Consider the following 24,142-nt stretch of genomic DNA (forward strand, 5'->3'; position numbering starts at 1 on the left):
ATGAGCCAGAACGTATACCAGTTTATCGACTTACAGCGCGTTGATCCGCCAAAGAAACCGCTGAAGATCCGTAAAATTGAATTTGTTGAAATTTATGAGCCGTTTTCAGAAGGCCAGGCCAAAGCCCAGGCAGATCGCTGCCTGTCCTGCGGCAACCCGTACTGCGAATGGAAATGTCCGGTCCATAACTACATCCCGAACTGGCTGAAGCTCGCCAATGAGGGGCGTATTTTTGAAGCGGCAGAGCTGTCGCATCAGACCAACACCCTGCCGGAAGTCTGCGGGCGCGTCTGCCCGCAGGACCGTCTGTGCGAAGGCTCCTGTACGCTGAACGACGAGTTTGGCGCGGTGACTATCGGTAACATCGAACGCTACATCAACGATAAAGCGTTCGAGATGGGCTGGCGCCCGGATCTCTCCGGCGTGAAGCCCACCGGTAAAACGGTGGCGATCGTCGGTGCCGGTCCGGCAGGACTGGCCTGTGCAGATGTCCTGACCCGCAACGGCGTCAAAGCGGTGGTATTCGATCGCCATCCGGAAATCGGTGGCCTGCTGACCTTCGGCATCCCCGCTTTTAAGCTGGAAAAAGAGGTAATGACCCGTCGCCGTGAAATTTTCACCGGCATGGGTATTGAGTTCAAACTCAATACCGAAGTGGGCCGTGATGTTCAGCTCGACGCGTTACTGAAAGAGTATGATGCCGTGTTCCTCGGCGTGGGGACCTATCAGTCCATGCGCGGCGGACTGGAAAACGAAGACGCAAATGGTGTCTTTGATGCGCTGCCGTTCTTGATTGCCAACACCAAACAGACCATGGGCTTTGGCGAAACCGCCAGCGAGCCTTACGTCAATATGGAAGGCAAACGGGTGGTGGTTCTCGGCGGTGGCGACACCGCGATGGACTGCGTGCGTACTTCCGTACGTCAGGGCGCGACTCACGTTATTTGCGCCTACCGCCGTGACGAAGAAAACATGCCGGGCTCCAAACGCGAAGTGAAAAACGCGCGTGAAGAGGGCGTCGAGTTCCAGTTCAACGTTCAGCCTCTGGGCGTAGAAGTGAATGCTAACGGCAAAGTGTGCGGCGTGAAAATGGCGCGTACCGAGATGGGCCAGCCTGATGCCAAAGGGCGTCGTCGTGCGGAGATCGTCGCAGGCTCCGAGCACGTGGTCCCGGCAGATGCGGTGGTGATGGCGTTTGGTTTCCGCCCGCACAGCATGGAATGGCTGGCGAAGCACGATGTTGAGCTGGATTCTCAGGGCCGTATTATTGCGCCGGAAGGCCATGAAAACGCGTTCCAGACCAGTAACCCGAAAATCTTTGCCGGCGGCGATATCGTGCGCGGTTCCGATCTGGTGGTGACGGCGATTGCCGAAGGTCGTAAAGCGGCTGACGGGATCCTGAACTACCTGGAAGTGTAATCAACAAACCCGGACAAACTGTCTGTCCGGGTCTCTGACAGAGCCCGCTGGCGCAAGCCCGCGGGCTTTTTTTATCATGCCAGCAGGGCGGCGCGGACCTTAATGACCACTTTTTTAATCCCGGCGCTGTCCCCGACCTGGCAACCGGGTTTGTGCGGTTCATCGGGCATGAAAACCGCAAACATATCCGGATGCAATGTCAGTACCTGTTCCCCGCGTATCCGACGGCAAAGCTGATAATCCTCGTCAGGATGCGCTTCTTCGCACTCACAGGCCGACCCGGCGACGCCATAAAAGATCCGCTCTTCCCCCGCCAGTAAAATCTGGATATCAATAAACTGGCTATGCAGTTCGGCTTTTTTCTCTTCCGGCACACCGGTATGAAACGCCATGACGTTCATCAATACATTGTCGCCCTGAAGCTCATAGCTCCCGGGAGCGATAGTGTGTAAATCGTGGGCCTGCGCCAGGGCGATAGCCCGGACCAGAACCGCCGGAAGACAGGCATGCGAAGGCTGCTGTAGATGACCCAGAATCATATCTTTCCTCCCTGTGCCCATAATGCCGCTCCTGACAGGCCCGCATCATGCCGATAGTAAGCTTCCCGCAGCGGAACATGATAAAGCGCGGGTTCTTGTGACAAGTACGTCTCAACCAGCTTCAGGTAGCCGTCTGCAAGACCGATACTGCCGCCGATCACAACGCAGGCGCAGTCCGTCACGGCCTTCAGGTCGGCAATCAGTCGCGCCAGCGTGCGTGCCGATCGCTGAATTAATATCTGCGCCTGCGGGTGTCCCTCCCTCGCCAGAGCAAATATCGCTTTTGCATCCAGCCCGCAAAGCTCACCGCCGGCCGCCGCCGCGATACCGCGCCCGGAAGCGATAGCTTCGACACAGCCTTTCCGACCGCAGCCGCAGAGCGGCCCGGCAGGATCCGCCAGCGTATGACCGCAATGGCCGGCCAGGCCTCCGCGACCGGTCTGCAGCCTGCCCTGGCTGACGATCCCCCCGCCAACGCCGGTTGAAACGGTCAAAAAGAGCATCTCGCTGACTTTCTCCGGCAGCGCATGATATTCCGCCCACGCCGCTGCCTGAGCATCATTGAGGGCAATACCGGGCAACGCCGTGAGGTCGGATAAACACGCCTGCAGAGGAAAATGTGCCAGTCCGCCCAGGTTCGCTGGATTGATGGCGGTCAGAATGCCGTCCTGAATGATGCCGGTGGAGGCGATAGCAAAACGATCCGCGCGCGCCGAGAGGGGGGCCACCAGCGCCGCCAGCGCGGCAGCTAATGCCGCCGGCGTCTGACTGGCTGGCGTGGGGACTTCACGCCGCTCCAGGAGGGTCAATCGGCTGTCTATCAGTGCGGCGGCTAGCTTGGTGCCGCCAATATCAATCGCCAGCGTCGTCATTGCACCGCCTTTTTCAGCGCCGTGTTGTACCACTCGCAAATGTGTTCCAGCCGCGTAATGGCGGAGCCTACGGTCACCGCCCAGGCGCCATGACGCATGGCCTCTGCCGCCTGCGCTGGCGTGTTGTAGCGCCCTTCGGCAATCACCCGACATCCCGCTGCGTGTAGCGCCTGTACCAGCGCCAAATCAGGCTCTTCCGGCGTGTGCGCCGTGGTATAACCCGACAGCGTGGTGCCGATAATTTCCGTACCGAGCTGCTGACAGAAGATGCCATCTTCAACGGATGAACAGTCGGCCATTGCCAGCTTGTACTGCTGATGGATACGGGCCAGCAGTGCTTCCACCGCCACCGGGCGCGTCCGACGGGTACCATCGAAAGCAATAATATCCGCCCCCGCCTGCGCCAGAGCATCAACATCCTCTAAAAATGGGGTAATGCGTACCGGTGAATCATCGAGGTCACGTTTGAGAATACCGATAATGGGTACTGTCACCCGGGCGCGGGTCGCCCGCAGATTCTCAACACCTTCAATACGCAATGCCACCGCGCCAGCCTGTTCGGCTGCCAGCGCCATCGCTGCGACAATCGCCGGCGTATCCAGCGGGCTACCGGGGACCGGCTGACATGAGACAATTAATCCGCCGTGGGCGCTGATGCGACGACCCAGTTGTTCAAGCAAAGACATAATAACTCCCTGATTTATCTCGTTGCCCGGCGCCAGCGCCGGGCACGGGTTACCTGGTTTTCACTAATCCACGTTTGCTGGCGCCGGGCATCACCGCCCCGCTCAGGGGCCTGCCATCAATCGCATCGTGCGTTCGCACCGCTTCCGGGCGGATCCAGCGCTGAACACGCGAGGGCATATCCAGTCCGATAAGCAGGATCACCACAAAGGTCAGGCCGAAAGAGAGCGATCCCAGCGTCGTGCCCAGATCCATCCGCTGCGCGATCAGCGCACCGAGCACCGGCGCGATCGCCCCACCTAAGGCACCGACGTTATAGGTAAAACCCAGACCCGCAGCACGCTGATCGGTATCGAAATAGCCGCCGATCAATTTAGGTAAGATCCCGGAGATCCCCTGCCCCAGCATCTGCTGGAAGAACAGTAACAGCCCCAGCACCCACACGTTGGTGCCGCCGATAGCAAAGACGGGAATAATCAACAGCTGGGAGGCCAGCAGGCTACAAACATAGGCTTTGCGCGTTCCCAGCCAGTCGCCGAGAAAACCGCCGACGCAACAGCCGACCGCAGCACCAAAACCGCTGAAGAACAGCACCCTGGCCACGGTCGTATGATCGTAAGCGAGCTCCGTTTTAAGATAGGTGGGCAAAAGCGCCTGGATAGGCCATGAATAGAGAAAGGCGAACAGGACGACAACCATCAGCGTCACGCCGGTTGGCCAGCGCTTACCGCTGCTTTGCACCATAAAGCTGATAAAGATCGTGGCACAAAGCAGCCCCAGTGCGACCACGATTCCGGCATTGTTGAGCTCGCCGGCGAAACAGAACCACAGCGCCGTCGCCGCCACAATGGTCAGGAAAATATTGATCGCCCGGTGTTTGCCACAATAGAGGATATCCACCATGGTCCGCACCGGCGCTTTACCCTGATGTTTCTCTTTCCAGTCTTCGGCTTCCGGGATGTTTTTCCGCAGCCACAGCGCAAAAATAATCGGCACGATGCCAATGAAAAAGAGCGCACGCCATCCCCAGACCGGTACCACCAGACTATAGATTTGCGCGGCAATCACCGCCCCGACGGAAAAGCCGGAAATCAGAAAACCACTGGCCTTATTGCGCAGCTGCTTTGGCCAGCTTTCAATAACATAGGTCGCACTGGATCCATACTCCCCCGCCATCCCCATGCCAATCACCAGACGCGCGATAAACATGGTGGTAAAACCGGGAGCAAAGCCGCAGGCCAGCGTTCCGAGGGAAAACAGAATAATACTGGTGACCATCGCCAGCCGCCGTCCGTAACGATCGCCCATTGCGCCCAACATCAGGCCGCCAAACCAGCGAGAAATGAAGGCGGCTGAGATCAGACTCGCTGCCTCTACGGTCGTCAAACCAAAGTCTGCCTGGATTTCTGTCAACACCAGGGCAATCAGGACAAAATCAAAACCATCAAGCAAATATCCCAGCCAGGCAGCGGAGAAAGCCCGCCACTGCGCCCGGTTGAGATGGCGATACCACGGGATGTTCTGGGTCGTTGCGATCATTTTACTCTCCCGCGATGGGTCAGACCCACGCTTGGTTTGCCATACCAGATGTCGCTATCACTGCATCCGATATAGCTCGTGTTATGACCCGGACCGGGCGCATAGCGCCTCCATCCGGGAATGCCCCGCTCGCACACGCGGCGGGGAAGCCGTTAGCCTCAACCCAGCTGCGCTTTCTCCTGCTGCAGCTGCTGCGCCAGCGCTTTCAGCTCCGGCAGGAACTGCTCAGCAACCGGAGCGAACGGTTTGCGACATAGCGGCTCAGCAACCACGTCCATGTAGTGCAGCACGGTTTTCAGCCCCCGGAATACGCCGGTTTTGATCAGCAGATCGATTGCCTTGTTGCATTCACACTGCAGCCTCTGCGCTTCCGCTATATCGCCCGACCGCAGCGCTTTCACGATCCCCTGATAGCGCCAGCCCATAATGTTATAGGTACTACCGATCCCGCCATCGGCACCGGCCAGCAAGCCAGAAGCAAAAATCTCGTCATAGCCGTTGTAAAGCACCAGATTCGGATGCGTCCGGCGGATCTGCTCCATCTGGAAAAGATCGCCTGATGTCTGCTTCAATGCCCCCACGCCCGGCAGCGTCACCAGCGTATTGATCTGATCCAGGGAGAGTTTCACGCCGCTCAGCGCCGGGATGTTGTAGACCACCATCGGTAAGCCATTAGCTGAATCAATAATGGCCTGGTAGTGAGCGCAGTGCTCTTCAAAGCTGAAGGGATAGTAGAACGGCGTGACGGCGGACACCGCATCGTAGCCATAGCTGTGCGCAGCTTCGGCAAGTTGCTGGCTTTCCAGCGTACTGACGCAGCCAACATGGGCAATCAGCGTCATTTTTCCCTTCGCTTCTTCAGCGACGATCTCCAGCACTTGCTGGCGTTCTGCGCTGCTTTGCACAAAAGCTTCCCCGGTCGAACCGCCAACGTACAACCCGTCGATTCCCTGGCTCAAATTGAAACGCACCAGCCGACGCAGGCTCTCTTTATCCAGCTTTTGTTGCCCGTCAAACGGCGTAAGCAGCGCTGCCATGACTCCACGTAAATTAACCGCCATATCTCACCTCGTATGCTATTTGTTATGATTAACTATGTACCTTTATACCTGTTATACCAGATGAATTAAGCGACGGCCTCATAGGGAACGCTTATTATGCGATCGGCTTCACTAAACGAGGATCCAGACGATCGCTCTTGTTACTTACGTGATTGTTTTTTCTGGCCGAAGGCGTGCCAGGTGGCGGAAACGCTATTGAGGTGGGTCTGCAAGGCGCGATCGGCCTCGTCAGGGTCATGGCGGCGGATCGCATCGACGATGTCGATATGTTGTTGATAGCTCACGTTATTATGTTCGTGAAGCTCGTGCTCCGGGACGGTAGGGCGTGCGGCGATGAGCCAGTCCAGCAGGGCGACATGGATAGCCAGGAAGATAGGATTCCCGGGAATTTCCGCCAGTACGCGGTGGAATTCAACGTCTGAACGGATAAACAGCGCGTTATCATCAAGCGACTGGCTGTTGATCTTCAGCGCCTGCTCCAGCTTTGCAACCTGCTCGTCGCTGGCGTGTTCCGCAGCATAGCGAACCAGGCTGGACTCGAAAAACAGACGCAGCTGTTCAAAATGCGCAATCCCGCCTGGGTGAGAGAGAAAATCCTTCGCCATCCCCGAAAGTTCGCCAATGATGGTGTCGGCAGAAGGCCGTGAGACGCGGGCGCGTTCACCGTTGTTAATCTGCACCAGCCCTTTACGCTTTAAGGCGGCCAGAGCTTCGCGCACAGAAGGTCGCCCGACGTTGAAAAACGTCATCAGCTCACGTTCAGAAGGTAGCTGCTCGCCTTCGGCAAACTCACGGCGGCGAATCATATTCTCAAGCTCTTCTTCCACCATTTCCGACAGTTTTTTGCGCGCCAGAGGACGGCGGTGCAGGCTGTTACCGATTGGGGTGGATGCTTCTTCTGTCTGGGGATCAAATGCGCTCATAGGGACCATGTGTGATGTGTGACAGCAAGTGACGACCGGACCATCTTAACACAAGAATGCCATGCTGGCGGCGTAGATAACAGAACAGGCCCCGAAGGGCCTGCAATCTGAAATCCACGACCTGCTGGATTACTTCACGACGCGCAGCGCCGGACGCCCACCGCGCGGCGGCGGAGGCGTATCATCCGGGTCATCATCATGGTGATCCGGCTTATCGCCGTCGATCACCGACATGACCGTCTCGCTTTCATTGCTTACCGATGCATCGTCATCATTCAGGGTGGTGACGTCTTCATCATAAGCCGCTTCAGGTTCGAACATGGTACCCGCACCGTTTTCACGAGCATAGATAGCCAGAACGGCAGCCATAGGCACGGAAACATTACGCGGGACACCGCCGAAGCGCGCGTTGAAGCGGACTTCGTCATTAGCCAGTTCCAGATTACCCACGGCGCGAGGAGCAATATTCAGAACGATTTGTCCGTCGCGCGCATACTCCATCGGCACCTGTACGTTTGGCAGTGTCACATCCACAACCAGGTGTGGAGTCAGCTGGTTATCCAGCAGCCACTCATAGAACGCCCGCAGCAGGTACGGGCGACGCGGCGTTAGCTGCGATACATCCATCGGTTAGCCCCGACCGAGACGCATTTCACGCTCGGCTTCAGTTAAAGAAGCGAGGAAGGAATCACGTTCAAAGACGCGAGTCATATAGCCCTTGAGCTCTTTCGCGCCGGCACCAATAACTTCAACACCGAGAACCGGCAAACGCCACAGCAGCGGCGCCAGATAGCAATCAACGAGGCTGAACTCATCGCTCAGGAAGTAAGGTTTCTGAGTGAAGACAGGCGCAATCGCCTGCAGCTCTTCACGCAGCTGTTTACGTGCGGTATCCGCTTGCGCTGCGGTACCGGTCTGAATGGTGTTCATCAACGAATACCAGTCTTTCTCGATACGCTGCATGTACAGACGACTTTCTCCACGCGCGACCGGATAGACCGGCATTAACGGTGGATGCGGGAAACGCTCATCCAGATATTCCATAATGATGCGGGATTCCCACAGAGTGAGCTCACGATCCACCAGCGTAGGTACGCTTTGATTCGGGTTGAGGTCAATCAGATCCTGAGGTGGGTTGTCCTTCTCCACGTGCTCTATCTCAAAACTAACACCTTTTTCTGCCAGCACGATGCGGACTTGGTGGCTATAGATGTCAGTAGGACCAGAAAACAGCGTCATTACCGAACGTTTGTTGGCAGCGACAGCCATGAAAACCTCCAGGTATATTCAGAATTTTTGTACTGCTACCAGCCACGCGTGGCCAGCCAGATGTAAAAACCCCATTCGCGTGAAGTCATTATTGTTTATGCGAAAAAAACAAAAAACGAACAATCACCAGCATTTGGGCAGAAAATTGGATGATAGTTTACCAGATCTTGAAGGCATTGTGGTGAGGGGATTCTGGAAATGCTGAAAAAGTGGTAAGAACAGGCGATTTGCTTGTGGATAACCGCAGGTTTATGCATAAAAAAACCCGCCGAAGCGGGTTTTTTCGCAAATTGTTCTGCGTAAGCAGAAAACAATTAACGTTTGGAGAACTGAGGACGACGACGTGCTTTACGCAGACCGACTTTCTTACGTTCAACCTGACGAGCATCACGGGTAACGAAGCCAGCTTTACGCAGTTCGCCACGCAGGGACTCATCATACTCCATCAGAGCGCGGGTGATACCGTGACGGATCGCACCAGCCTGACCAGAGATACCACCACCTTTAACGGTGATGTACAGATCCAGTTTCTCAACCATGTCGACCAGTTCCAGCGGCTGACGAACTACCATGCGGGCAGTTTCACGACCGAAGTACTGTTCCAGAGAACGCTGGTTGATAACGATTTTGCCGCTGCCTGGTTTGATGAAAACGCGAGCTGCGGAACTTTTGCGGCGACCAGTGCCGTAATATTGATTTTCAGCCATTGCCTATAATCCCGATTAGATGTCAAGAACTTGCGGTTGCTGTGCCGCGTGGTTGTGCTCGTTACCCGCGTAAACTTTCAGTTTACGGTACATAGCACGACCCAGCGGGCCTTTTGGCAACATGCCTTTAACCGCGATTTCAATCACACGCTCAGGACGGCGAGCAATCATCTCTTCAAAGGTCGCTTCTTTGATACCACCGATGTGGCCGGTGTGATGGTAGTACATTTTGTCTTCGCGCTTGTTGCCGGTTACAGCAACTTTTTCTGCGTTCAGAACGATGATGTAATCACCAGTATCGACGTGCGGAGTGTATTCCGCTTTATGCTTACCGCGCAGGCGACGAGCCAGTTCAGAAGCCAGACGGCCCAGAGTTTTACCGGTCGCGTCAACAACATACCAGTCGCGCTTTACGGTTTCTGGTTTAGCTGTAAAAGTTTTCATTAAAAGCTTACCCAAATAATAAGTTACACGTTGGTGAACACCCAAACGTTTAGTCAGTTGAGGTTCACACGACATTGTCCAGCAAACCTACCCCTTCGAATAGCCTATGCCGGCACTATAGAAAGTTTTGGGAAAAAAACCTTCTTGTAACGTGGGGTCGCAAGATTATAGAGAAGTCGGGGCCAAAGATCGACCCCTTTATGTGATTTGAACCTGCTTTTTTCGGCGGCGCGTTGCCGCGCGATATCCTTATGTCATGGCAACACGATGCGCGGGGGAACGCCCGCCAGTTAAGGCATATGCGGGCGTTTCAAATACTCTTCGCTTTGCATTTCCTGCAGGCGCGATAAGCAGCGCTGAAACTCAAACTTCAGCCGCTCTCCCTGATAAATGTCATACAGCGGCACCGCGGCGCTGACAACCAGCTTAACGTGCCGCTCGTAGAACTCATCCACCAGGGCGATAAACCGCCGGGCTTCACTCTCCAGCTGCGTCGTCATCACCGGTACATCAAACAACATGACGGTATGGAACAGGCGCGAAAGCGCGATGTAATCGTGCTGACTGCGCGCGTCCACGCATAGGGTAGCAAACGAGGCCGCCAGCGTCTGGTTTTCGACGCCTAATGTCGGGAGCGGTCGATGGTTAATTTCCAGCGTCGGCGTCTGCTCGCGTTTCGCCCCCGCTAAGGCCAGCCACAGTTTATCCATCTGCTGCTGCGTCTGCGCATCGAGCGGCGACAGCCAAAGATGGGCCTGCGTCAGCGTGCGCAGGCGGTAATCAATGCCCGCGTCCACATTCATAATGTCGCAATGCTGTTTAATCGCCTCGATCGCGGGCAGGAAACGGGCGCGCTGCAGGCCGTTGCGATAGAGCTCATCTGGCGGGATGTTCGAGGTAGCCACCAGCGTGATGCCACGCGCAAACAGGGCTTTCATCAGACCGCCCAGCAGCATGGCATCAGTAATATCGGAGACAAAAAACTCATCAAAACAGAGAACGTCGGTTTCCGCCTTGAAGCGATCGGCGAGGATTTCCAGCGGGTCGCTGTGTCCCTGCAGGGCCACCAGCTCTTCATGGACGCGCAGCATAAAGCGATGGAAGTGCAGGCGCTGCTTACGAGCGCCGGGCAGGCTATGATAAAACAGGTCCATCAGCCAGGTTTTCCCTCGCCCAACGCCCCCCCACATATAGAGGCCACGTACGGCAGCCGTCTCGACGGTAGGTTCACGCTTACCCAGCAGTTTGCCGAATTTTGCCCGCAGGCCGCTGCTTTGCGGCGCCGGAACGGGTTTATTCTGCAGTTCATGATAGATAGTATCGAGGCGGCTTACCGCTTCCTGCTGGACGTCGTCAGGTTGATGGCTGCCCTCTTTGAGAGCTAAAAGGTAACGCGATGTTGGGGACAGGCTTTGCATGATCTAATTGTTATTCCTTGAAAACCGTAATGCTGAAGCTCACGATTGACGAAAAAAAGGCCGTTCTACACTACGCGATGATACGCCAGGATTCCACTTCTGTGGAATTAGCGGTTATAGTGGCACTATCGGGCGCAGGCGGAGAGCCTTACAGCCACCCTACGGAACCACAAAACAACGGGAGATGTACATGACCTGGGAATATGCGCTAATTGGGCTAGTTGTCGGTATCATCATCGGTGCCGTCGCCATGCGTTTTGGCAACCGCAAATTACGTCAACAGCAGGCGCTGCAGTTCGAACTGGAAAAGAATAAAACAGAGCTTGAAGAGTATCGTGAAGAGCTGGTCAGTCATTTTGCCCGCAGCGCTGAACTGCTGGATAACATGGCCGATGATTACCGCCAGCTGTATCAGCACATGGCTAAAAGCTCCAGCAGTCTGCTGCCGGATACCATGGCGGATGCAAACCCGTTCCGCAATCGCCTGGCAGAATCAGAAGCTGGTAACGATCAGGCTCCGGTCCAGATGCCGCGCGATTATTCTGAAGGCGCATCCGGCCTGCTGCGCGGTGGCGCAAAACGCGACTGATTTATCCCTGCCAGCAAAAATATTATCCGGGCGCACTCTCTGCGCCCGCCTCAACCCCACATCCCAGCTATTATTTAATCATTGACCGCATTGTTAGCCGGTTGAAAATTCAATAACATCAGGCCATTCGGGACGTTTTTCCATACACCTCAGGTTACGAGAGCCAGCATCTAATGAAGAAACAGACTTTGCTGTTGAGTGCGTTAGCGTTAAGCATCGGGTTATCGTTGTCGGTTTTACCTACGGCGACGGCATCGTTACCCACGCAGGTACCCGGCCAGGGAGCTTTGCCAAGCCTTGCGCCGATGCTGGAAAAAGTGCTGCCCGCGGTCGTGAGCGTACAGGTTGAAGGGACCGCCGCCCCGGCGCAAAACATGCCGGAAGAGTTGAAAAAGTTCTTTGGCGACAATGCGCCGCAGGAGCAGGCTCAGCCTTTTGAAGGTCTGGGCTCCGGGGTCATCATCGATGCCGCCAAAGGCTATGTCTTAACCAATAATCACGTGATCAGCCAGGCACAGAAAATCAGCGTTCAGCTTAACGATGGCCGCGAATTTGATGCGAAGCTGGTCGGCAGCGACGATCAGAGCGATATCGCCCTGCTGCAATTACAAAACCCCAGCCATCTGACGCAAATCGCGATCGCCGATTCCGATAAACTTCGCGTTGGCGATTTCGCCGTGGCCGTCGGTAATCCGTTTGGCCTCGGGCAGACCGCCACATCCGGCATTATTTCCGCACTCGGTCGCAGCGGTCTCAACCTTGAAGGACTGGAGAACTTTATCCAGACCGATGCCTCTATCAACCGGGGTAACTCCGGCGGCGCGCTGCTGAACCTGAACGGCGAGCTGATTGGTATCAACACCGCGATTCTGGCGCCAGGCGGTGGCAGCGTCGGCATAGGCTTTGCCATTCCGAGTAATATGGCGAAAACCCTCGCTCAACAGCTGATCCAGTTTGGTGAAATCAAACGCGGCCTGCTGGGAATTAAAGGCATGGAAATGAGCGCGGATATTGCTAAAGCGATGAATATCGACGCTCAGCGCGGGGCCTTCGTCAGCGAAGTCTTACCAAATTCAGGTTCAGCGAAAGCCGGGATTAAGTCCGGCGACGTGATTGTCAGCATGAACGGTAAACCGCTGAGCAGCTTTGCCGAGCTGCGTTCGCGAATTGCCACGACCGAGCCGGGCACCAAAGTGAAGCTGGGCCTGCTGCGCGACGGGAAACCGCTGGATGTCGAAGTCACTCTGGATAAGAGCACCTCGTCTACCGCCAGCGCCGATCTCATCATCCCTGCGCTTCAGGGGGCATCGCTGAGCGACGGTCAGTTGAAAGACGGCACCAAAGGCGTCGCCGTCGACAACGTCGATAAAGGAAGCCCGGCGGCGCAGGTTGGCCTGCATAAGGACGATATTATTATCGGCCTTAACCGCGAGCGCGTGCGCTCTATTGCCGAACTACGTAAAGTGCTGGAGAGCAAGCCGGCTGTCATCGCCCTGAACGTCATTCGCGGTAACGAAAGCATCTATCTGCTGCTGCGATAACACGCCTTTCCGGACATCGCCCGCAGTACGATGTCCGGATAACTCGTGCTATGCTGCGCATGTCCATCCATCAACGATACCGGTATCATGCCTGGAAAGTTTTTACGTTCTGTACTCATTGGTTTGATCGTCGGAGGCCTGCTTCTGGCCGTAATGCCTTCGCTGCGTCAATGGCAACTGTCGACGACGACCCAGTACGATAGCGCGGACGAGTCGCCCGCCAGCTATAATTCTGCCGTTCGCCGCGCTGCCCCTGCGGTGGTCAACGTCTATAACCGCGCGCTGAACGGTACCAGCCATAATCAGCTGACTCTGGGCTCCGGCGTTATCATGGACCAGCGTGGCTACATCCTGACCAACAAACACGTCATCAATGACGCGGATCAGATTATTGTCGCCCTGCAGGATGGTCGCGTTTTTGAAGCGTTGTTGGTTGGTTCTGATACCCTGACTGACCTGGCGGTATTAAAAATTAACGCCAATGCCGGCCTGCCGGTCATTCCTATCAACCCGAAACGGGTGCCGCATATCGGCGATGTTGTCCTCGCGATTGGTAACCCTTACAACCTCGGTCAGACGATTACGCAAGGGATTATCAGCGCTACCGGTCGTATCGGCCTGAACCCGACCGGACGGCAAAATTTCCTGCAAACCGACGCCTCAATCAACCACGGCAACTCCGGCGGTGCGCTGGTGAACTCGCTGGGCGAACTGATGGGCATCAACACGCTGTCATTTGATAAAAGCAACGATGGCGAAACGCCGGAAGGGATCGGCTTTGCGATTCCCTTCCAGCTGGCAACCAAGATTATGGATAAGCTGATCCGCGATGGCCGCGTGATCCGCGGTTATATCGGTATCAGCGGCCGCGAGATCGCGCCGCTGCATGCTCAGGGCGGCGGCATCGATCAGCTGCAGGGGATTGTGGTTAATGACGTTGCTCCGGATGGTCCGGCGGCCCAGGCCGGTATCCGCGCCAACGACGTGATCATTTCGGTGAATGACAAACCGGCGGTTTCTGCTCTCGAAACCATGGACCAGGTCGCGGAAATCCGCCCAGGCTCAGAAATTCCGGTGGTTATCATGCGCGATGACAAAAAAATCACGCTGCATATCGCCGTTCAGGAATATCCGGCAACCAACTAAAGCCCGAGACCGGGCTTTAGCTTTTGACAGTGACGTTAACGTCAATCAGGCGTTAACGTCGATCATCGTCTTAATTTCATTCGTCATCGGGAGCGTCCATGCTTCCTGGGCGCGCGCCAGCGGCAAACGTCGGCTGATCAAAATATCGGCGTTCAGCCTCTGCTCCTCCAGCGCCGCGATAACCGCAGGCCAGGTGAATTTATAGCGCATCACCCCGTGAATGGTGACTTCACGTTCTATCACCGCTGACATGGGAAAGCCGCCCACCTGTTCACCCACGCCGATCATGATTGCCCGCCCGCCGGAAAGTACGCTCAGACAGGCGTCGTGGCGCACGGACTGTACGCCCGTGCATTCAAGCAGCACGTCATACTGCCGGTCGTTATCGGCCAGAGTACTCAGCGTTTCAGCCCCCAGCTCATGGGCAATTTTGCGCCGCCCCTCCTGAGGCTCAACCAGCACCACTTCCGTGGCGCCCAGCGTTTTAGCGACCTGAACGGCGAATAACCCCACCGGGCCGCCGCCGGTGATTAACACGCGGGACCCCAGACCAATCTGCCCTTTTTGCGCCCCTGCCAGCGCGACTGAAATCGTTTCAACCATCGCCGCCGCGCCGTCGCTAATGGCGTCGCTGATAGCGTGCGCGTTGCCTGACGGGACGCACAGATACTGCTGCATGGCGCCATAGGTACCCGGCACGCCGAAAAACTTCTGCGTCGGACAGATATTATAATTGCCCTGCACACAGTGCCGGCAGCGGCCGCAGGGTACCAGCGGATCCACCGATACGCGCTGCCCGACGCGGTGCGGCGAAATTCCCTGCCCCACCGCCACAATCGCCCCGCCAAACTCGTGTCCCATAATCATCGGCGCGGTAATCATTTCGCTGCCGCAGCGGCCGTCGAAGTAAAAATGCTTATCCGAACCGCACACGCCGACCGAGCCGATTTTCAGCAGCACTTCCCCGGCCTGCGGCTGCGGCACGGCGGTAGTCTGTAGCTCAAGGGTTTCTTTCGCCATCAGGAACAGCGCACGCTGGCTGTCCGGAATATCTGTTTCAAATGCCATAACGACCTCTCAGTCTGAGTTGATTTTATTGAGCAAAACGCCCGAAGAAACGGCATTGCGCGCGTTGAACTGCCCGTTAAGCAGGCTCTGTTCGATATCCTCCAGCGTTCTCCCCCGCGTCTCCGGGGCGTAGCGCCACACGAAGACCCAGGCGAGCGCGTTGACCGCGGCCAGCGCGCCGAACACCAGGCCGATGCCAAGCGCATCGGCCGTGAAATAGAGCAGCAGGGTGACGAGGAAGTTGACCACCCACAGCGCAAACGAGCACAAAGCCGTGCCTTTGCCCCGCACGCCAAGGGGGAAGATTTCGGCGCAGTACAGCCAGGTCACAACCGACAGGCTGCCGCCGTTGAAGGCGAAATATCCCAGCAGGCAGGCCAGCACGATAATTTTATGGCCGTCACTCAGCAGCTCCTGCGCGTGGGCGGACCATGGCAACAGCATCGACATCACCGCCAGCACCACCACCGCGCCGGGCAGGCCACTCAGCATCAGGCGCCGCCGCCCGAGCACGTCCAGCAGCCAAATGCCTAACAGGGTGAATACCGTGAGCACCACACCGATCCCGACGGAGCCGAGGATCGCCACCGACTTGCCAAACTGCGCCATCACCAGCAAGGAAGGGGCGTAATAGATGATGGCGCTGATGCCGGTAGCCTGAGAGAAAATAGCGATGCCCAGACCGGCGACCAGCGCGGGCCGCACCCAGGGCTGGAACAGCTCTCTCCAGCTCGACTGCTGGTCCTGATGCAGCCGCCCTATCTCCTTGACTTCCTGAGCGGCTTCGTGCCCGGTGCGCCCTACGCGGACGAGGATTTCCTCCGCCCGTTTAGCCTGCTGCTTGCCCACCAGCCAGCGCGGGCTTTCCGGCAGATACAGCATCATCACGATAAAAATCACCGCCGGGATAACCGCCAGCCCGAGCATCCACTCCCAGGCGCCGGACGGCCCAAGCAGATAGCCTACGGCGTAGGCCAGCAGCGTGCCGACGCAGATCATCATCTGGAACAGCACGCCCTGAGCGCCGCGCCGATGGGCAGGCGCCAGCTCGGCGATATACATCGGAACAATTTGCGAGGAGCCTCCGACGCCCAGGCCAAGCAGGAAACGCATGACAATCAGCATATTGAGGGAGGTCGCTAAAGCGCAGCCGAGAGCGAATAAAGCAAACAGTATTGAGATGACGATGACGGTTCTGCGCCGCCCCAGACGATCCGAGAGCGGGCCGGTCAGCAGCGCGCCAAATATCGCGCCGAGAAGCGTGGCGGAGGTGACCACCGACTGCATAAAGGCGTTGTCCGCGATGGCGAAATCCTCGCGCAGAAAGAGCAAGGCGCTGGCAATAATGCCCGTGTCGTAGCCATACAGCAGGCCGCCGATGCTTGCCCCGATGGCGACCAGAAAGCTGTAGCGTCTGCCGTGGGCGACGGCCGTGGGAGGGGTCGATAACGTGTTCATATTAACCTCACAAGAGAATAGTCAGGCTCCCCGGGCCAAATTTCGGCAAAGGGAGGCCAGGCGATAGCGGGTATCACAAAAAAGTAAGGATTAAATGGGAGAAAGCGGGCTTCCCACGGGTCGTACAACGCGCAACGGCGATCGGCTTAGCGGATCCAGACGATCGTATGCGGAAAAGATCACACCTCGTGGACAGGGATCCTCAGAAGCTGCCCGAGTTTATGGAAAGCCTGAGCGTGGTGTCCCCGTCCCATCGCGCAGTGATGGGTCGGGCCGCAGGCGGACCAGTCATCCACAAAAGCGCGCAGCCCTTTGCGGAAACGGAACAGGGCGTTCGTATCCCCAAGCTGCAGCGTTCTGCCTTCCACCAGCTCGCCCTCGGCCAGCACCAGCATGTACTGACCGTCGGCCCCCTGAGTAACGGAAGCCAGGGTTACCGGCCCGGTTGCCGGAGTGAACTGGGTCAGAAAACCGCTGCCTGGTTTACCGTGGAAGACGGCGCTCATTTTGAGCAGGGATTTTTCATCGGCGATGTCCGGATCGCCCGCCCCGCTGTGCCCGACGATGCAAAGATCCTGATTGAAATCCATCGAATACAGCTCGGTCAGCGTTGCGCTGCCGGCCAGGGATTTCATCAGCGTCAGCGCGATCGCCGTTTTGACGTCGGCCTCAACCGGGCAGGCGATCCCTTGCCGGGTCAGCATGGAGAAGACCGGATTCGATGCGGAGATAATCTGGTGCATATAGCCGCTGGGCTGCACCTCGAAGTGGTTCGACAGCGCAATCAGCCGGTGCTCATCCACCAGCCTGCGGGTGGCCAGATAGACCTCAATCATTGAGGTCAGATGCTGCTCATCCAGATCCTCCGGCAGGCGGAAAACCTCTTTCACCTCCCGATCCGCCCGCTCGATGTCGTCCTGGTTAAAGCCGTGGGCAATATTGGCCGCGATATCCTCCCAGTTCAGATGCTTCACGTAGCTGCCGAAGGTGCGGAAAATCTGCGTCTCATCGACGTTGAGATCCATCATCCCCGGATACGGACGGCCAAGAATGCCGATGTTCCCTGACTTCAGGCGACGGCAGGCGTTGGCCGCGTCGCACCACTGGCTAATCTTCTCATCAAGGATCGTATCTCCTTCAAGGTAGCCGGAAACCACCGCAAAAGGATGCTCGAAACGGCGCAGCACGGCGGTCATTTCGGGCAGCCCGGCGCAGGTACAACCTTTGCCCAGCCAGTCGTCGATAGTCAAGGTTCTATCCAGATCCAACGCGGGAACCGACTGGACGTTCAGCAGCACCAGCGTCACGTTGCCCAGCGCGCGCACTACCGGCAGCAGGGCCTCGGACGAGGCGTAGGTTGTCAGGTGGCAGAAAATAATATCCACATCTTCCGCCTGAAAGCGCAGCCCCGCCTCCCGCGCTCTTGCCGGATTGTCCACCATGCCTGCGGCAACGACGTCGCGCGGCGAGAATTTCTCCAGCAGCCGCTGATGATGCTCCATCAGCCGCTCTTTCATGCCCGAAAACTGCGGCCAGTACGCTTCAAGACCGATGGCGAAAATACCAATTTTTGCACTCATAAAGGTTCTCCTTTGCGGTTATACAATGCGGGTAGCCGTCACGCCGAGCAGACTGGCGAGCTTTTCAAGCGTCGTACCGTGGTGCCCGATACCGATGGCGCAGTGATGAGCCGCCCCGCCGCGCGACCAGCTTTCGGTGAAGGCCCGGGCGCCGCAGGCGAAGCGGTAGCGGCTGTTGGTGTTGCCGATATCCAGTATTTCTCCCGCCAGCGATTCTCCTTCGGCGTACTGCAAAATCACCCGGTTGTTGACGTCCTCCACCACCGACAGGAAGGTGACCGGCCCGTTGCGTACACTCATCTGGATCGAGATCCCTTTGCCGGGCTTACCGTGATAAACCGGCAAAGGCACCAGGCGCACTTCACCTTCAGCCATCGCCGGATGAGCCGGGCCGTCATGCCCCCACAGCACGACATCATCATCGAAATCAATGCCGTAAGGTTCGGCAAACGAGCCTCCGGCCCCGAGTAAGGAGAGAATTTTCATCGCGATAACGTTTTTAACTTCGTACTCCCCGGCAACCGGAATATCCCGCCCGGTAAGCAGCGTGTTGCCCAGAATCAGCGAGGTGACGATATTTTCATGGGCGCTGCCCGGCGTGCCTTCGTAGTAGTACGCCAGCGCGTGCAGTTTGTTTTCCCGGACCAGGTCGTCGAGAGCGACGGCGGTATGCGTTGCCCGCAGCAACTCCCGCTCATCGCAGCTGTCATCGATGACCAGCTTTTCCCTTATTTCCCGCCGTTTCTCTTCTATTTGCCTGTCGGAAACCTGCTCGCGCCAGCTCAGCAGCTCGCACATCTCCAGCGGCTGGAAGCGAACGCCCAGCTTCGCTGAGAGGTTCGTCATGTTGGAATAGACGTCGTACATGCCGTTGTAGTAGTGGCCGAGCACGCCAATCTGCGTCTGCGCCAGCTGCTTTTTCAGCGTCAGCGCCGTCAGCCAGGCGCAGGTTTCCCGCCAGACGTGGGGATCGTTGTGCAATGCTCCGACGATCATTTCCCAGTGGATCCCGGCGCGATTAAAGACGTTCGCCAGTTCCGGCGCGCTGCACGCCTGGCAATGCGCCAGCCACTCGCCGGTGCGCGCCCCGCGATCGGGCAGATCGCGAATCACGCTGTACGGCAACGTCCGCTCCGGCTGGAGGGCCAGGATCAGCACCGGCACGCTGAACTGCTGCACCAGCGGCAGCACGGTGGAGCTCAGGGCATAGGTGCTGATGGCGATCACGATGACGTCCGGCGAAAACTGCCTGAGGCGCAGGGCCAGCGCATCGCTTTTCTCCAGCGAATCCACCAGCCCGCCGTTCAGCACAGTCAGCGACGGCGTAGAGAGCTGCTCTTCAATCTCCTGCAGGTAGCCCAGCAGGCGCTGTTCGAGGCCGCTGAACTGCGGCCAGTAGGTATTGAGCCCGATACCAAATAGCGCGGTATTAAGCGTGGCGGGTATATTCATAGGTTGTCTCCTGATGAGGATAAATCGTCTGAGAAAGGAAAATGTCCACGTCCCAGCCCCCGCGCCTGAAGCGCTCGTCGACAATGGCTGGGAGACTGGTTAAAGCTTTTCTGAAAGATGACCGAGAAATAGTTGCTGTCGCTAAAACCGCTTACCTCCGCCACTTCTGCAATGGAGAGGTCGCTGGTGCCGAGCAGCGTGATGGCGCGGCACAGGCGGCGCTGCATCTGGTAGCGGCTGATGGTCATACCGGTTATCTGTTTGAAAGCGTCGCGTACCGAACGCGGAGAAAGCTGGTGCTGCGCGCAGAGGGATTCCAGCTCAAATCTCTCATTCAGCCGCGAGCCGAGGCTGGCGATGACCAGATCGATATCCTGACGGGCATGAGAAGTCAGCTTGTCCGGTGCGTAGCGGTGGCGCATCAGCAAAAGTACCAGTTCGAGAAATATCGACTCGCTCAGGCGTAAAGAAACGGGGTCCCGCCTGCCGCACTCGCTGGCCAGGCGCTCGACGTGCTGGCGGATCACTGCCAGCGACTCCCGGGTTAATCGCCAGCTACGGCTTTGCTGGTGGGTTTCCGTGCCGGGCAGCAGATTGTGCCAGTCGGTGCCCAGGCGCAGGCGGTCGCGGCAAAACAGGATGTTGCCCAGCTCGAGGTTATCGACCGACTGGTAGTAATGGCTATCCTGCTGGGTCACATACAGCACGTCACCGTAGGTAATGCGGTACGGCAGCCCGTTCCAGATGTGTAATCCGTTGCCGCGCCAGACAATAACGATTTCGTCAAAATCATGGCGATGCAGGGGGAAGATATCCTGCGGGCAGCGGTGCTCCACCGCCACCGGATGGGCGGCACTCGTGAAGTAATCACTGCGCTTAAGCATTAAGGAGGTCATTTTTTTCCCGGTGATGGCGGCAAGGTGAAATCAATATAAGCCAGTCAAAACCAGCCCCGCCTTAAGAGCCGGGTGGAAATTCGGTCGTAGCGTGACCAAAAAATCAAGAATCAGGAAGGGATTGCCGAAGTTGCAGAGGCGATCACATTTTGATAACAATCAACAGCGCGGGAAGCGGCAGGGGCGTTAAAAACAGCGAGCGGGCAAGGCTGCCCGCTCGTTTATATCATTGGCAAATCAGAACAATTACTTGTTAACAAAATCTTCGCCCAGGGCGATATCTTTCTTCAGCGTATCGAGCATGCCTTCCAGCGCCTGTTGCTCAAATGCGCTCAGCTTACCGAACGACTGACGCTCTTCGATGCCGTTTTTGCCCAGCAGTAACGGTTGCGAGAAGAAACGCGCGTACTGGCCATCACCTTCAACATAAGCGCATTCGACCACGCCTTTCTCGCCCTGCATCGCACGCACTAAGGAAAGACCAAAGCGGGCGGCCGCCTGCCCCATAGAAAGCGTGGCAGAACCGCCACCGGCTTTCGCTTCAACAACTTCGGTGCCGGCGTTCTGGATGCGTTTTGTCAGATCGGCAACTTCTTGCTCGCTGAAGCTCACGCCAGCAATCTGTGACAATAGCGGCAGGATGGTCACGCCGGAGTGGCCGCCAATAACCGGCACTTCAACGTCGGATGCGGATTTACCTTTCAGCTCAGCCACAAAGGTATTTGAACGGATGATGTCCAGCGTGGTCACGCCAAACAGTTTGTTCTTATCGTAAACGCCGGCTTTTTTCAGCACCTCTGCCGCGATGGCCACCGTGGTGTTCACCGGGTTAGTAATGATACCGATGCAGGCCTGCGGGCAGGTTTTCGCTATCTGCTGTACCAGGTTCTTCACGATACCAGCGTTAACGTTAAATAAATCGGAGCGATCCATGCCTGGTTTACGGGCTACGCCGGCGGAAATCAGCACCACATCAGCCCCAACAAGCGCCGGAGTTGCGTCTTCACCGGAGAAACCTTTGATTTTTACATCGGTAGGAATATGGCTAAGATCAACCGCCACGCCCGGCGTGACCGGAGCAATGTCGTACAACGAGAGTTCTGAACCTGAAGGCAGTTGGGTCTTAAGTAGTAGGGCAAGCGCCTGGCCGATTCCACCAGCGGCGCCGAGGACTGCAACTTTCATCCTAAACTCCTTATTATGGTTAATATAGTCTTTCGTTACTCCGTCGCCTGGACCTTAATTCACAAGATGAACAATTACAATAAGTATGGTTGAAGAATGCGTTCTGGTGCGCAGCGATGCATCCGCTTCGCATTTTCATCCCTGAGACTGACCATCCAGCAAAACGTAGTACCGGATCGACTATTGGTTACAATACACCCAGCTCACTCGGCAAAACAACATCATTCTCATAACATTTAGTTTACTTTTACAGCGATTTACGCGCTGTGATGAAGGCATGTTCCTTAGCAGGGTTATTTGCTAAAATATGCCCCCTTCATAACATTATTTACTTTATCCCCCTGCGGATTATTTGCATAAAAATTCATTACTATGCATAATGATGTTGTTTTTACCACCATAATTTGGGTGACTTATGCGAAGTTCGGCAAAACAAGAAGAACTGGTTAAAGCGTTTAAACTGCTGCTTAAAGAAGAAAAGTTCAGCTCTCAAGGTGAAATCGTCCAGGCGCTGCAGGAAGAAGGTTTCGATAATATCAACCAATCGAAAGTCTCCCGCATGTTGACAAAATTTGGCGCGGTTCGTACCCGTAACGCCAAAATGGAGATGGTCTATTGCCTGCCTGCCGAACTTGGCGTTCCTACGACCTCCAGCCCGCTGAAAAACCTCGTGTTGGATATCGACTATAACGATGCGGTCGTGGTTATCCATACCAGCCCGGGCGCTGCGCAGCTGATTGCTCGCCTGCTGGACTCTCTCGGGAAGGCGGAAGGGATTCTCGGCAGCATTGCCGGCGATGACACTATCTTTACGACCCCGGCCAGAGGCTTCACCGTCAAAGATCTGTACGACGCCATTCTCGTCCTGTTTGAACAGGAACTCTGAGAGCCTCCCCTCTGGTTCCCACCAGAGGGTCTTTTCAAAAATATTGCATTTCTTTAACATTTAGTGTGGTTTTCGGCCTCTATACATACTTTTACCGAATGAACGGGCCAGAAGCGCACAAAATATCAAAATACCCTATCTATATGATTTTAATCGCTATATCAGACTTCTATGGCGAGTAAATGACATTTCTAATTCTTATACGTTATAAAAACGACAATTCTTTGTAATTATTTACTCATACAACCATTAGCGTGGTATTAATATTTTTGGTGATTAGTGTATACTTGATTTTGTGATGAGGGTCACGAAACGAAGAGCCCTCAATAATAAGATTCGACGAGGTGAACATCATGAAAATCAAAACAACTGTAGCTGCACTAAGCATCCTGTCTGTTCTGTCCTTTGGCGCTTTCGCCGCTGACTCTATCAACAGCGATCAGGCGCAAGGCCGTCAGTCAATCGGTACCATTTCCGTCGGCGCGGTGAGTTCTTCCCCGATGGATATGCATGAGATGCTGAACAAAAAAGCTCAGGAAGAAGGTGCGTCTTCTTATCGCATCATCGAAGCCCGTACCGGTGACCACTGGCACGCTACGGCAGAGCTTTATAAATAAGACGTAATGATTGTCGGTTACGAACTAAATACGAATAATTCACAGCGGCCCAGGCCCATATAAAGCCTCCCGCCGCTGCAACAAATGGTTGGAGTAAAGATTATGAAACGTTCAATGATCATCGCATCCCTGGGCCTGGCTTCCGTTCTCTCCTTCGGCGCTAGCGCCGCCGTACATCAGGTCAACGCGGAACAAGCTCAAAACCTGCAGTCGATGGGCACCATCTCTGTTTCTCAGGTAGGCAGCGCCCCGATGGATATGCGCCATGAACTGGCGGCTAAAGCCGAAAAAGAAGGTGCAAGCAGCTACCGTATTATTGAAGCCCGTACCGGCGATAGCTGGCACGCTACAGCTGAGTTGTACAAATAAACCCTCGTCGTCTTATCCGACGACTTGCCCCCGCTTGTCGGGGGCTTTTTTATGCCTGCCTGGCGTTAAACCGAAGCTCCCCTTCCAGCTCTTCTTCCGCTTCATCAAACAGCAATATCAAGGCGCCAAAGCGCCGACGCTGCTTATCGCTTAAGTGAATAAACTCAATCTCCAGCGGCAGCGGCAGCAGACCGCTGGTAACGGCTTCCCACAATGAGTCCAGATTGTTCACCTGCTCGCGGTTGAGCGAGAAGCTCCGCGAAAATTCACGATAGAAATCCTGCTGATCGGCTATATCATCAAAATCAAATGTATAGATAGTCATCGCCCACACCCTGTCAACATCGCGCTATTGCCACCTGCCAATACTGCCTATGCCTCCACGCGCCGGGTTTTCTCTCCCTGCTTCCCTGAACGAAACGCGAATATCCCCGACGATTAAGTATAGTGATAAAAAAACCGACGCTTCAGCGTCGGTTC

Annotated in this window: 25 protein-coding genes; 7 read left to right on the plus strand and 18 right to left on the minus strand. The window is 56.1% G+C overall.

The window, feature by feature from the left end; genetic code table 11:
- On the plus strand, nt 1-1,419 hold the full coding sequence (locus tag ROR01S_RS07225; RefSeq protein ID WP_015585651.1) for a glutamate synthase small subunit: 1,419 nt from the start codon (nt 1-3) through the stop codon (nt 1,417-1,419).
- Between the two features lie 74 nt (nt 1,420-1,493).
- On the opposite strand, the gene nanQ is transcribed toward ROR01S_RS07225, so the two are convergent.
- From nanQ to zapE, 11 genes are all read right to left on the minus strand, one after another.
- A complete protein-coding gene (nanQ, locus tag ROR01S_RS07230; protein WP_064359243.1) occupies nt 1,494-1,958 on the minus strand; it encodes an N-acetylneuraminate anomerase in 465 nt (154 codons plus the stop codon).
- Nucleotides 1,955-2,830 (minus strand): N-acetylmannosamine kinase, encoded by an 876-nt coding sequence (nanK, locus tag ROR01S_RS07235; protein ID WP_004868203.1) that lies wholly within the window; start codon nt 2,828-2,830, stop codon nt 1,955-1,957. Before nanK ends, nanQ begins: the two co-directional genes overlap by 4 nt.
- On the minus strand, nt 2,827-3,516 hold the full coding sequence (locus tag ROR01S_RS07240; RefSeq protein ID WP_054828878.1) for an N-acetylmannosamine-6-phosphate 2-epimerase: 690 nt from the start codon (nt 3,514-3,516) through the stop codon (nt 2,827-2,829). The genes nanK and ROR01S_RS07240 overlap by 4 nt, the downstream gene beginning before the upstream one ends.
- Nucleotides 3,517-3,565: 49 nt before the next feature.
- Nucleotides 3,566-5,053: an MFS transporter gene (locus tag ROR01S_RS07245; protein WP_015585648.1), complete on the minus strand. Its 1,488-nt coding sequence runs from the start codon at nt 5,051-5,053 to the stop codon at nt 3,566-3,568.
- Nucleotides 5,054-5,211: 158 nt separating this feature from the next.
- Entirely contained in the window at nt 5,212-6,114 is a 903-nt protein-coding gene (gene nanA / locus ROR01S_RS07250) for an N-acetylneuraminate lyase (RefSeq protein WP_064359244.1), read from the minus strand.
- A 140-nt stretch (nt 6,115-6,254) separates the two neighbouring features.
- Nucleotides 6,255-7,046, minus strand: a complete 792-nt coding sequence (nanR, locus tag ROR01S_RS07255; RefSeq protein ID WP_015585646.1) for a transcriptional regulator NanR — start codon at nt 7,044-7,046, stop codon at nt 6,255-6,257.
- Between the two features lie 120 nt (nt 7,047-7,166).
- On the minus strand, nt 7,167-7,664 hold the full coding sequence (gene sspB / locus ROR01S_RS07260; RefSeq protein ID WP_004868216.1) for a ClpXP protease specificity-enhancing factor: 498 nt from the start codon (nt 7,662-7,664) through the stop codon (nt 7,167-7,169).
- A gap of 3 nt (nt 7,665-7,667) precedes the next feature.
- Complete coding sequence (gene sspA / locus ROR01S_RS07265) at nt 7,668-8,306, minus strand: stringent starvation protein SspA (protein WP_004868218.1); 639 nt, start codon at nt 8,304-8,306, stop codon at nt 7,668-7,670.
- Nucleotides 8,307-8,620: 314 nt separating this feature from the next.
- On the minus strand, nt 8,621-9,013 hold the full coding sequence (rpsI, locus tag ROR01S_RS07270) for a 30S ribosomal protein S9 (protein WP_003025138.1): 393 nt from the start codon (nt 9,011-9,013) through the stop codon (nt 8,621-8,623).
- 15 nt (nt 9,014-9,028) lie between these two features.
- Nucleotides 9,029-9,457 (minus strand): 50S ribosomal protein L13, encoded by a 429-nt coding sequence (gene rplM / locus ROR01S_RS07275; RefSeq protein ID WP_004868222.1) that lies wholly within the window; start codon nt 9,455-9,457, stop codon nt 9,029-9,031.
- A gap of 290 nt (nt 9,458-9,747) precedes the next feature.
- Nucleotides 9,748-10,875 (minus strand): cell division protein ZapE, encoded by a 1,128-nt coding sequence (gene zapE, locus ROR01S_RS07280; RefSeq protein WP_048024705.1) that lies wholly within the window; start codon nt 10,873-10,875, stop codon nt 9,748-9,750.
- A 190-nt stretch (nt 10,876-11,065) separates the two neighbouring features.
- Between zapE and zapG the strand changes: the two genes are divergently transcribed.
- The 3 genes from zapG (at nt 11,066) to degS (ending at nt 14,151) form a co-directional block, all read left to right on the plus strand.
- Nucleotides 11,066-11,464, plus strand: coding sequence for a Z-ring associated protein ZapG (zapG, locus tag ROR01S_RS07285; protein WP_004868227.1), 399 nt, complete (start codon nt 11,066-11,068; stop codon nt 11,462-11,464).
- Nucleotides 11,465-11,637: 173 nt separating this feature from the next.
- Nucleotides 11,638-13,005, plus strand: coding sequence for a serine endoprotease DegQ (gene degQ / locus ROR01S_RS07290; RefSeq protein ID WP_004868228.1), 1,368 nt, complete (start codon nt 11,638-11,640; stop codon nt 13,003-13,005).
- 87 nt (nt 13,006-13,092) lie between these two features.
- Nucleotides 13,093-14,151: an outer membrane-stress sensor serine endopeptidase DegS gene (gene degS, locus ROR01S_RS07295; protein ID WP_004868231.1), complete on the plus strand. Its 1,059-nt coding sequence runs from the start codon at nt 13,093-13,095 to the stop codon at nt 14,149-14,151.
- Between the two features lie 45 nt (nt 14,152-14,196).
- Here the strand turns inward: degS and ROR01S_RS07300 are convergent, their stop codons facing one another.
- The 6 genes from ROR01S_RS07300 to mdh all read right to left on the minus strand — a co-directional run bounded on the left by ROR01S_RS07300 (nt 14,197) and on the right by mdh (nt 21,790).
- The gene (locus ROR01S_RS07300; RefSeq protein WP_015585645.1) at nt 14,197-15,219 is read right to left on the minus strand and encodes an alcohol dehydrogenase catalytic domain-containing protein; all 1,023 of its coding nucleotides are present in this window, start codon (nt 15,217-15,219) and stop codon (nt 14,197-14,199) included.
- A gap of 9 nt (nt 15,220-15,228) precedes the next feature.
- Complete coding sequence (locus tag ROR01S_RS07305) at nt 15,229-16,677, minus strand: sugar porter family MFS transporter (RefSeq protein WP_064359245.1); 1,449 nt, start codon at nt 16,675-16,677, stop codon at nt 15,229-15,231.
- Between the two features lie 179 nt (nt 16,678-16,856).
- Nucleotides 16,857-18,257, minus strand: coding sequence for a sugar isomerase (locus ROR01S_RS07310; protein WP_064359246.1), 1,401 nt, complete (start codon nt 18,255-18,257; stop codon nt 16,857-16,859).
- A gap of 18 nt (nt 18,258-18,275) precedes the next feature.
- Nucleotides 18,276-19,709: an L-fucose/L-arabinose isomerase family protein gene (locus ROR01S_RS07315; protein WP_044346968.1), complete on the minus strand. Its 1,434-nt coding sequence runs from the start codon at nt 19,707-19,709 to the stop codon at nt 18,276-18,278.
- On the minus strand, nt 19,706-20,605 hold the full coding sequence (locus ROR01S_RS07320) for a helix-turn-helix domain-containing protein (RefSeq protein WP_015585642.1): 900 nt from the start codon (nt 20,603-20,605) through the stop codon (nt 19,706-19,708). The genes ROR01S_RS07315 and ROR01S_RS07320 overlap by 4 nt, the downstream gene beginning before the upstream one ends.
- Nucleotides 20,606-20,851: 246 nt before the next feature.
- On the minus strand, nt 20,852-21,790 hold the full coding sequence (gene mdh, locus ROR01S_RS07325; RefSeq protein ID WP_004868243.1) for a malate dehydrogenase: 939 nt from the start codon (nt 21,788-21,790) through the stop codon (nt 20,852-20,854).
- Nucleotides 21,791-22,205: 415 nt separating this feature from the next.
- Between mdh and argR the strand changes: the two genes are divergently transcribed.
- The 3 genes from argR (at nt 22,206) to yhcN-B (ending at nt 23,662) form a co-directional block, all read left to right on the plus strand.
- Complete coding sequence (argR, locus tag ROR01S_RS07330) at nt 22,206-22,676, plus strand: transcriptional regulator ArgR (RefSeq protein WP_004868245.1); 471 nt, start codon at nt 22,206-22,208, stop codon at nt 22,674-22,676.
- A gap of 353 nt (nt 22,677-23,029) precedes the next feature.
- Entirely contained in the window at nt 23,030-23,293 is a 264-nt protein-coding gene (gene yhcN, locus ROR01S_RS07335; RefSeq protein WP_004868247.1) for a peroxide/acid stress response protein YhcN, read from the plus strand.
- Between the two features lie 102 nt (nt 23,294-23,395).
- On the plus strand, nt 23,396-23,662 hold the full coding sequence (gene yhcN-B / locus ROR01S_RS07340) for a DUF1471 family stress response protein YhcN-B (RefSeq protein ID WP_004868249.1): 267 nt from the start codon (nt 23,396-23,398) through the stop codon (nt 23,660-23,662).
- 49 nt (nt 23,663-23,711) lie between these two features.
- Here the strand turns inward: yhcN-B and ROR01S_RS07345 are convergent, their stop codons facing one another.
- Nucleotides 23,712-23,987 (minus strand): barstar family protein, encoded by a 276-nt coding sequence (locus tag ROR01S_RS07345; protein ID WP_004868252.1) that lies wholly within the window; start codon nt 23,985-23,987, stop codon nt 23,712-23,714.
- Nucleotides 23,988-24,142 lie beyond the last annotated feature (155 nt).

The sequence above is a fragment of the Klebsiella ornithinolytica NBRC 105727 = ATCC 31898 genome (assembly GCF_001598295.1).
Lineage (GTDB): Bacteria > Pseudomonadota > Gammaproteobacteria > Enterobacterales > Enterobacteriaceae > Klebsiella > Klebsiella ornithinolytica.

Coding starts and splice junctions, on each gene's coding strand:
- ROR01S_RS07245 (WP_015585648.1), bottom strand. CDS start 5,053: ATGATCGCAACGACCCAGAACATCCCGTGGTATCGCCATCTCAACCGG.
- ROR01S_RS07300 (WP_015585645.1), bottom strand. CDS start 15,219: ATGGCATTTGAAACAGATATTCCGGACAGCCAGCGTGCGCTGTTCCTG.
- rpsI (WP_003025138.1), bottom strand. CDS start 9,013: ATGGCTGAAAATCAATATTACGGCACTGGTCGCCGCAAAAGTTCCGCA.
- nanQ (WP_064359243.1), bottom strand. CDS start 1,958: ATGATTCTGGGTCATCTACAGCAGCCTTCGCATGCCTGTCTTCCGGCG.
- ROR01S_RS07240 (WP_054828878.1), bottom strand. CDS start 3,516: ATGTCTTTGCTTGAACAACTGGGTCGTCGCATCAGCGCCCACGGCGGA.
- yhcN-B (WP_004868249.1), top strand. CDS start 23,396: ATGAAACGTTCAATGATCATCGCATCCCTGGGCCTGGCTTCCGTTCTC.
- ROR01S_RS07315 (WP_044346968.1), bottom strand. CDS start 19,709: ATGAATATACCCGCCACGCTTAATACCGCGCTATTTGGTATCGGGCTC.
- ROR01S_RS07345 (WP_004868252.1), bottom strand. CDS start 23,987: ATGACTATCTATACATTTGATTTTGATGATATAGCCGATCAGCAGGAT.
- zapG (WP_004868227.1), top strand. CDS start 11,066: ATGACCTGGGAATATGCGCTAATTGGGCTAGTTGTCGGTATCATCATC.
- rplM (WP_004868222.1), bottom strand. CDS start 9,457: ATGAAAACTTTTACAGCTAAACCAGAAACCGTAAAGCGCGACTGGTAT.
- ROR01S_RS07305 (WP_064359245.1), bottom strand. CDS start 16,677: ATGAACACGTTATCGACCCCTCCCACGGCCGTCGCCCACGGCAGACGC.
- sspB (WP_004868216.1), bottom strand. CDS start 7,664: ATGGATGTATCGCAGCTAACGCCGCGTCGCCCGTACCTGCTGCGGGCG.
- argR (WP_004868245.1), top strand. CDS start 22,206: ATGCGAAGTTCGGCAAAACAAGAAGAACTGGTTAAAGCGTTTAAACTG.
- zapE (WP_048024705.1), bottom strand. CDS start 10,875: ATGCAAAGCCTGTCCCCAACATCGCGTTACCTTTTAGCTCTCAAAGAG.
- mdh (WP_004868243.1), bottom strand. CDS start 21,790: ATGAAAGTTGCAGTCCTCGGCGCCGCTGGTGGAATCGGCCAGGCGCTT.
- sspA (WP_004868218.1), bottom strand. CDS start 8,306: ATGGCTGTCGCTGCCAACAAACGTTCGGTAATGACGCTGTTTTCTGGT.
- yhcN (WP_004868247.1), top strand. CDS start 23,030: ATGAAAATCAAAACAACTGTAGCTGCACTAAGCATCCTGTCTGTTCTG.
- ROR01S_RS07225 (WP_015585651.1), top strand. CDS start 1: ATGAGCCAGAACGTATACCAGTTTATCGACTTACAGCGCGTTGATCCG.
- degS (WP_004868231.1), top strand. CDS start 13,093: ATGCCTGGAAAGTTTTTACGTTCTGTACTCATTGGTTTGATCGTCGGA.
- nanA (WP_064359244.1), bottom strand. CDS start 6,114: ATGGCGGTTAATTTACGTGGAGTCATGGCAGCGCTGCTTACGCCGTTT.
- ROR01S_RS07310 (WP_064359246.1), bottom strand. CDS start 18,257: ATGAGTGCAAAAATTGGTATTTTCGCCATCGGTCTTGAAGCGTACTGG.
- degQ (WP_004868228.1), top strand. CDS start 11,638: ATGAAGAAACAGACTTTGCTGTTGAGTGCGTTAGCGTTAAGCATCGGG.
- nanK (WP_004868203.1), bottom strand. CDS start 2,830: ATGACGACGCTGGCGATTGATATTGGCGGCACCAAGCTAGCCGCCGCA.
- ROR01S_RS07320 (WP_015585642.1), bottom strand. CDS start 20,605: ATGACCTCCTTAATGCTTAAGCGCAGTGATTACTTCACGAGTGCCGCC.
- nanR (WP_015585646.1), bottom strand. CDS start 7,046: ATGGTCCCTATGAGCGCATTTGATCCCCAGACAGAAGAAGCATCCACC.